4 protein-coding genes are annotated in these 6,684 nt (G+C 47.4%); all 4 read right to left on the minus strand.

The annotated features are described in order from the left end of the window. On the minus strand, positions 1-1,263 hold a 1,263-nt coding region (locus G3T18_RS23980; protein ID WP_224413117.1), incomplete at its 3' end, for a type I polyketide synthase. A gap of 29 nt (positions 1,264-1,292) precedes the next feature. Then, positions 1,293-6,029 (minus strand): non-ribosomal peptide synthetase, encoded by a 4,737-nt coding sequence (locus G3T18_RS23985; protein WP_224413118.1) that lies wholly within the window; start codon positions 6,027-6,029, stop codon positions 1,293-1,295. A gap of 75 nt (positions 6,030-6,104) precedes the next feature. Further along, positions 6,105-6,257: a hypothetical protein gene (locus G3T18_RS23990; RefSeq protein WP_224413119.1), complete on the minus strand. Its 153-nt coding sequence runs from the start codon at positions 6,255-6,257 to the stop codon at positions 6,105-6,107. Positions 6,258-6,263: 6 nt separating this feature from the next. Continuing rightward, positions 6,264-6,684: chorismate-binding protein (locus tag G3T18_RS23995; protein ID WP_224413120.1), on the minus strand; the 421-nt coding region annotated here is incomplete at its 5' end.

Here is a 6,684-nt window from a genome sequence, read left to right on the forward strand (position 1 = left end):
TAAGATTAGATGAGCATTTGTCCCGCCGATGCCAAAAGAACTCACTCCAGCGCGACGAGGGCTGCCATTGCGCGTCCATTCCCGCAGCTTGTCATTAACATAAAAGGGACTATTGGCAAAATCAATGCGTGGGTTGGGTTGGGAAAAATTAAGACTAGGGGGAAGAAGTTGGCGATCGAGGGAGAGAGTGGTTTTAATGAGTCCGGCAATTCCCGCCGCCGCATCGAGATGCCCTAAATTAGTTTTAACCGATCCGATCGCACAATAGTTTTTTTTCTGCGTGTGGGCGCGAAAAGCGCGTGTCATAGCAGCGATTTCGATGGGGTCTCCTAAAGGTGTTCCCGTTCCGTGAGCCTCTATATAGGAGATACTTTCAGGATGAACTTCTGCAACCATCTGAGCAGTGCGAATGGTGCGGGTTTGACCTTCTTCGCTGGGTGCGGTATAACCGATTTTCCCTGCTCCATCGTTATTAATTACCGATCCTTTGATAATTGCATAGATATAGTCCCGGTCGGCGATCGCATCCTCAAGCCGTTTGAGAACGACTGTTCCTATACCGTTTCCTCCCAGCGTCCCATTTGCCCCGGCATCAAAAGCACGACAATGACCATCGGGAGAAATAATTTCATCGGGAGATAACGTCAGTTCGTTTTGGGGAACCTTGACCGCCACACCTGCCGCGAGGGACAGATAACATTCTCCAGCCAGTAAGCTCTGACAAGCGAGATGAACGGCAACCAAAGAACTCGAACAAGCCGTACCCACACTAACACTCGGACCTTTGAGGTCGAGTTTATAAGAAACGCGAGTGGGAACGTAATCTTTATCCACGCCAATTAAGCGCTGCAAACTTCCAACTGAATTTAATAATTCTGGATTGGGCAGTAAATTATGGTAAAGGTAATAGCCCATCCCCACCCCAGCGTATACGCCAATGGGTCGAGTTTCTCGTGCTGAGTCATAACCTGCATTTTCTAGGGCTTCCCAAGCACATTCTAAAAAGAGTCGGTGTTGAGGGTCCATCACTTCTGCTTCTCTGGGAGAAAAGCCAAAAAATGAAGCATCAAACCATTCAATATTCTCTAAAATCGACCCAGCTTTGACCGATTGATTTTCTCGATCTTCTGTTTCGGTAAATATCGAAATCAACTCTTTGCCATTGAGTAAATGCTGCCAAAATTCTTCAATATTTGCAGATTTGGCAAAGCGACTGGCAAGACCGATAATTGCAATTTCTAAACCATTAAATTCGGAAGTCATAGAAACTTATTAGGAAGCAAAAATGAAAATTAATTGGTAACAATTGATTGTTGATATCGTTGTTTTAATCGCTGTCGTCCTTTCTTTAAGGCTTCATTATTTTCCACCTCTTGAACTTGGGCTGGGAAAGGATTATTTTGTCCAGATAAATATTGACTTAGTTGCCGAATTGTCGAATACTTAAAAAGTTCGACTATAGTTAAATTACTTGCTAAATCGGGCAATTGTTTTAAAATCTCTCCATACACTCGCGTCAATAATAAAGAATTCCCTCCTAAATCAAAAAAGTGACGATTTACACCTATTTCTTCAATTTCAAGAACTTCCTGCCAAATAGTAGCAATCGTTTGTTCAAGGGAATTTTGCGGGGCAATATTAGGTTCACAAGTTGGAATAGTTAAAGAATCAGGAACAGGTAAAGCACGGCGATCTACTTTTCCATTCGCCGATAAGGGTAAAGCATCGAGAAAAACGAACGCTGAGGGAATCATGTAATCAGGGAGGCGATCGCTCAAAAAATGGTGGAGAGATTCAAGAGGAATTTCTCCTTTGTTACTCACTACATAAGCAACTATGCGTTTATTCCGCACTTCGTTACCGATAACATCTACAACTACTTTTCTGACCTGAGAATGCTGGGTCAAGACTGCTTCAATTTCCCCTAATTCAATGCGATAGCCGTTGACTTTAACTTGATAATCTTCTCGTCCAAGAAACTCAATATTGCCATCGGGGAGATATCGTCCCCAATCTCCGGTTTTATACAGTCGTTCTCCCGTTTTCGGATGTGTAATGAAGCTTTGAGTTGTTTTTTCCTCATTGCGCCAATATTCCCGCGCTAATCCAATTCCGCCAATGTACAATTGTCCCGGAACCCAAAATGGGCGGGGTTCTAATTCCTCATCCAAGACATAAAAACGCTGGTTAGCTAAAGGACGACCATAGGGAATACTTTTCCAAGCTGGATCGACAATTTTAATCGGATAGCAAATCGACCAAATTGAAGCTTCTGTCGCTCCCCCTAAACTGACGATCTCTACTTCTTGATTGAGAGTTTGTATTTGTCCGGGTAAAGCGAGAGGAATCCAATCTCCACTGAGGAGAATTAACCGCAAATCTCCCAAATCCTTGGCAGAATCTACCATCATTTGCATCAAGGCTGGGACAGAATTCCAAAGGGTAATATTTTGTTGGTGTAGCAAGTCTGCCCAGTGTCTTGGGTCGCGTTCTCGACGCGCTTCCGGTAAGACAACTGCACCACCTGCTGCTAAGATACCAAAAATATCGTACACCGAGAGGTCAAAACTTAACGAAGAGAGTGCCAGAACGCGATCGCCTGCACCAATGCCAAAGCGTCGGTTAATATCTTCGATGGTATTGACAGCGCTTCGATGGGCGATCGCTACACCTTTGGGAAATCCTGTGGAACCTGAAGTATAAATGAGATAGGCGAGGTCGTCGGGGGTTTGTTGAGCGGGCAAGAAAGCAGAACTTTCTTCACTTAGTTCTTCACGATCGACGCACAAGCGAATAATTTCTGCTGGCCAGGAGAGCGTTTCGTCCAACCTTGATTGGGTCAGGATCAGACAAGCTTCGCTATTAGTCAACAAAGCCTGACGGCGTTCTTCTGGCCAAGCTGGATCTATAGGAACATAAGCTGCTCCCGAAGCTAAAATCCCCAAAACGGCTACAATTTGCTCCCATCCTTTTTCCATCATTACCGCAACAAGACGACCTCGACTCGCACCGAGAGTCTGCAAGCGATGGGCGAGTTGGTTGGAGAGGTTGAATAATTCCTGATAGGTGAGGGTTAGTTGGGGTGCAATTACGGCAGGTTGATTAGCTTGTTCTCGAACTCGGATAGCAAATAGTTCGTGCAGTAGAGCTTCGGAAATTGGAGCATCGGTGCGGTTAATCCGATCGTCGAGAGCGAGTTGCGTGGAGGGAAGCACCAATTGCTTCTCCTGCCAAACCGTTGCCGAGGTTGCAAGTAGCTCTAGCAAGCGACAATAAGCCGCAAACATCTCGGCAATTAAACCTTGAGGAAACAATTCTGCCACCACATCCCAATTAAAAGTAAGCTCCCCCTTTTCTTCCCAGATCTGCACGTCCATCCATCCTTGGGATACTTGACTGATGGCATAAACTAACTCACCAAAGTGGGAGAAACTGGAGGTTTCCTGACCTAATGTCTTCATACCGAGAGTGCTGGTAAAGATGATGGGGAGGGCGTTGGGAGTTGTACCTTTAACACGGGCGAGTTCTCGCGTTACTCTTACGCCGCTAAAATAGCGGTGTTCTAGGTCTTGCCAGAGTTGTTCTTGAATGGCGATCGCGCGATCGCGAAAGGAATGGTTGGAGGCAGAATGAACGGAAAAGAGGATTGAAGAGGTAAAATCTCCGATTAACTCGTTGACCTGGGGATGAAAGGGTAAGCGATTAAACAGAGCCAAGTTGAGGGTAAAATTGGGGTTTTTACTCCACAATTTCACAACTTCGCTAAAAGCTGTCAGGAGGACAACCGAGGGCGTTACTCCTGCTTCTCTAGCATTTTGTCGCAATTTCTGCCAGTCCTGACGGTTTAACCGTGCGTCATAGCGGCGAATTTGCGGTTGTTTAATTTCGCTAGGATGTTTGGCTAATGGTAATTCTGGGGCTGGGGGAAGAGTATCCAGACGAGTCAGCCAATAATCGCGCGATCGCCGATATAGAGAAGTCATTTCTAACTTTTGTTCGGTCAGGACGCAATCGCGAAAGGTAATTTCTAAGGGAGGGAACGTGGTTTCGGGTTGGCTGTAGAGTTGATACCATTCCTCAAATAAGCGAAAGAGACTCCAAGCATCAAAGATTTGTAGATCGTAGCTAATATGCAGGCGAACCCGTTTCCCAGGCAGTTGCGTGGCGCGAAATTCAAATAATGGCCAGCGATCGCTGGGTAACACTTGATGGGACAGTTGTTGGCGAATTGCGGCGATCGCGCGCTCTACTTCATCTGGTGAGGCTTCTTGCAAGTCTAAAACTGCTATTTCATAAGGAGGTACGGTTTCGAGAACTTGTTGCTGACCGTCGGCAAGAATAATCGCCCGCAGCATATCGTGACGGTCGATCAAACGCCTGAGAGCGCTATTCAAGCGGCCTACATCCAATCCTTTGCCCTCAATTTCGTAGTAGCCGTGATTGGCAACATTGCCTAGTTCTAAGACTCCCAAGCGACCCACCCAATAAGCGTGTTGCAGGTCGGTGAGGGGAAAGGGTTGATAACGATTGCTGGGGTCGGGAATCGGAGTAGGGAGGGCAGAAAAGCTTTCCTCTGCGGCTTGTTCCTCATCTCCCTCCTTGCAGAACAAGCGGTCGAGGAGATTATTGGCAAGATGGTTGATATCGTTGTCGCCAAAGAACCATCGCAGGGAAATTGAAATGTGAAAATCTGCCTCTAGTCGTCGCTTTAGTTCGATCGCGACTAAAGAATCTAGCAGTCCTCCCAAACACAAATCGCCGCTCAGTTCTTTTCGAGAACATTGAAGATAAATTGCCAACCAATCTAACAGATAGGTTTTCAGTAAACCCAACTGGTCGTCGGGAGAAGCGGTCAGCACTTGTTGCGAGGATAGTGGCACAAGTGAGGCTGAGGCTATCTGCAACGGCGTTACTTTTTCTACTCTTTCCTCAACTTCGGAAACGGCTAAGGGGGGAGCAGGAGGCGTTCCCAACTGCGTCTTTCCCCAACGCAGTACGGCTGCGGCTGCGGTGGCTGCTGCACCATTGCTATAAACTAAGACGAGATCGCCATCCTTGAGCTTGCTTTTCTCGACGGCATGGTACAAATTGGCAAAAGGGAAAACTGGCCCGATATTGCCATAACGGGGATAGAGGTTGAGAACGCGATCGCTATCGATTCCCAAAGCACGGGCGCAAACGTTAGCATACCAAGCTGTTGGCGTATTGAAAGCAAAAAAGTTGATATCGGCAAGATTCACCCCAGCGACCTGGGCAGCTTTTTGGCAGCACGACTGTGCGGCTTTCACAGCAGTTTCAGCCAAGGCGATGGCATTATCCCCGGTTCGCGCGAGGGTTTGAGGTTTCCCTTTGCAATTATTTGCCAGTTCGTAGCGATAGGCATCGCAGGTTTCTGTAGTTGGGGCGATCGCCATCCCCAAAATACCTCCGTTATCTCGTACAGGACTGACGATGAAAGCTCCTACCCCATCTCCTAAAGACCAAGAGAGAGAGTCGGCATTATCCGTGGCGTTTGAACCGAGATGAGAGACAACAATCAGAATGGTTTGATAAGTTTCGGCTTTAATAAAGGCACGAGCAGTTTCTAGGGCGACGAGAGTGCTAGAACAGGTGGATTCAATGCTCCACGCCGGACAGCGCAGCCCGATCGTTCGGGATAAGTAAGCTGCATGACCAGGACCGGGGCAATCGGGAAAGAGTGCGGAAACCAAGGCGAGATCGATATCTTCTGGGGCAAGTCCGGCGAGAGCGATCGCTTCTTTTGCTCCTCGACATTCCAATGCCAACCCCGATTCTTCCTGTAGTAAAATTCGTCGTTCTCTCGCCCCTCGAAAGGGATCGTCAAGATAGGGAGCAACCGCTTGCGACCAAAGATCGGCGCTTTCTTTTCCCATCCCGATAACACTTTTCCTCTGCCGCTTTCTCGCTTTCGGAAGCAGATGAGGAAAGTTTTCGCGCCAATAAGCATTGGTGCGAATGGTTTCGGGAAAGCTAAGGCTAAGGGAACGAATGCAGAGAGAAAAGTTCATCTTTTTTAAGTGCCATTCCATTAACGAACGGTGCTAAACGTTTTGAATCTCGATCGTCCACGCGAGGGGATAAGCTTATGGCTGCATTAGGCGGTGCAATTTGCCGCGATCGCTTAGAGACAATTTCTGAATCTTTACTTTGACGAAAGTTGAGACGTTATTGCGCAGTTTCTCCCAGAGAGAATAATCTGTCGGCGTATAAAATCTTCGGGCGGAGTTTGCTGTCATTGCTTACTACTCCAAGACAACGTTGGTCAACATCGTCTTCATTTTGTTGACGGACTCTATATATTCATTGGCGGGGAGCGACTCGGCGACGATTCCTGCTCCAGCGTTGAGGTGAATGGTTTTGCCGTATTGGAAAACCGAGCGAATGGCTAAAGCCAGGTCGGATTGCCCGTTTCCGTTCACCCAGCCAATTCCTCCAGCGTAAAGACCGCGCGGTTCGTCTTCGAGGCGGTCGATCCACTCTAGAGCCTGTTGTTTGTCGATTCCGGAAACTGTGATTCCGGGAAACAGGACTTGCAGCGCATCCCAGATTGTTTTATCGGGTTGGAGAAGACCGCCGACGCGAGAGGAAAGATGTTGAACGCAACGATAGGTTTTGATCTCCATGAAATTAAATACACCGACGCTATTCGGCAAGCAAACTGAG

It is taken from the genome of Oscillatoria salina IIICB1 (genome assembly GCF_020144665.1).
GTDB lineage: Bacteria > Cyanobacteriota > Cyanobacteriia > Cyanobacteriales > SIO1D9 > IIICB1.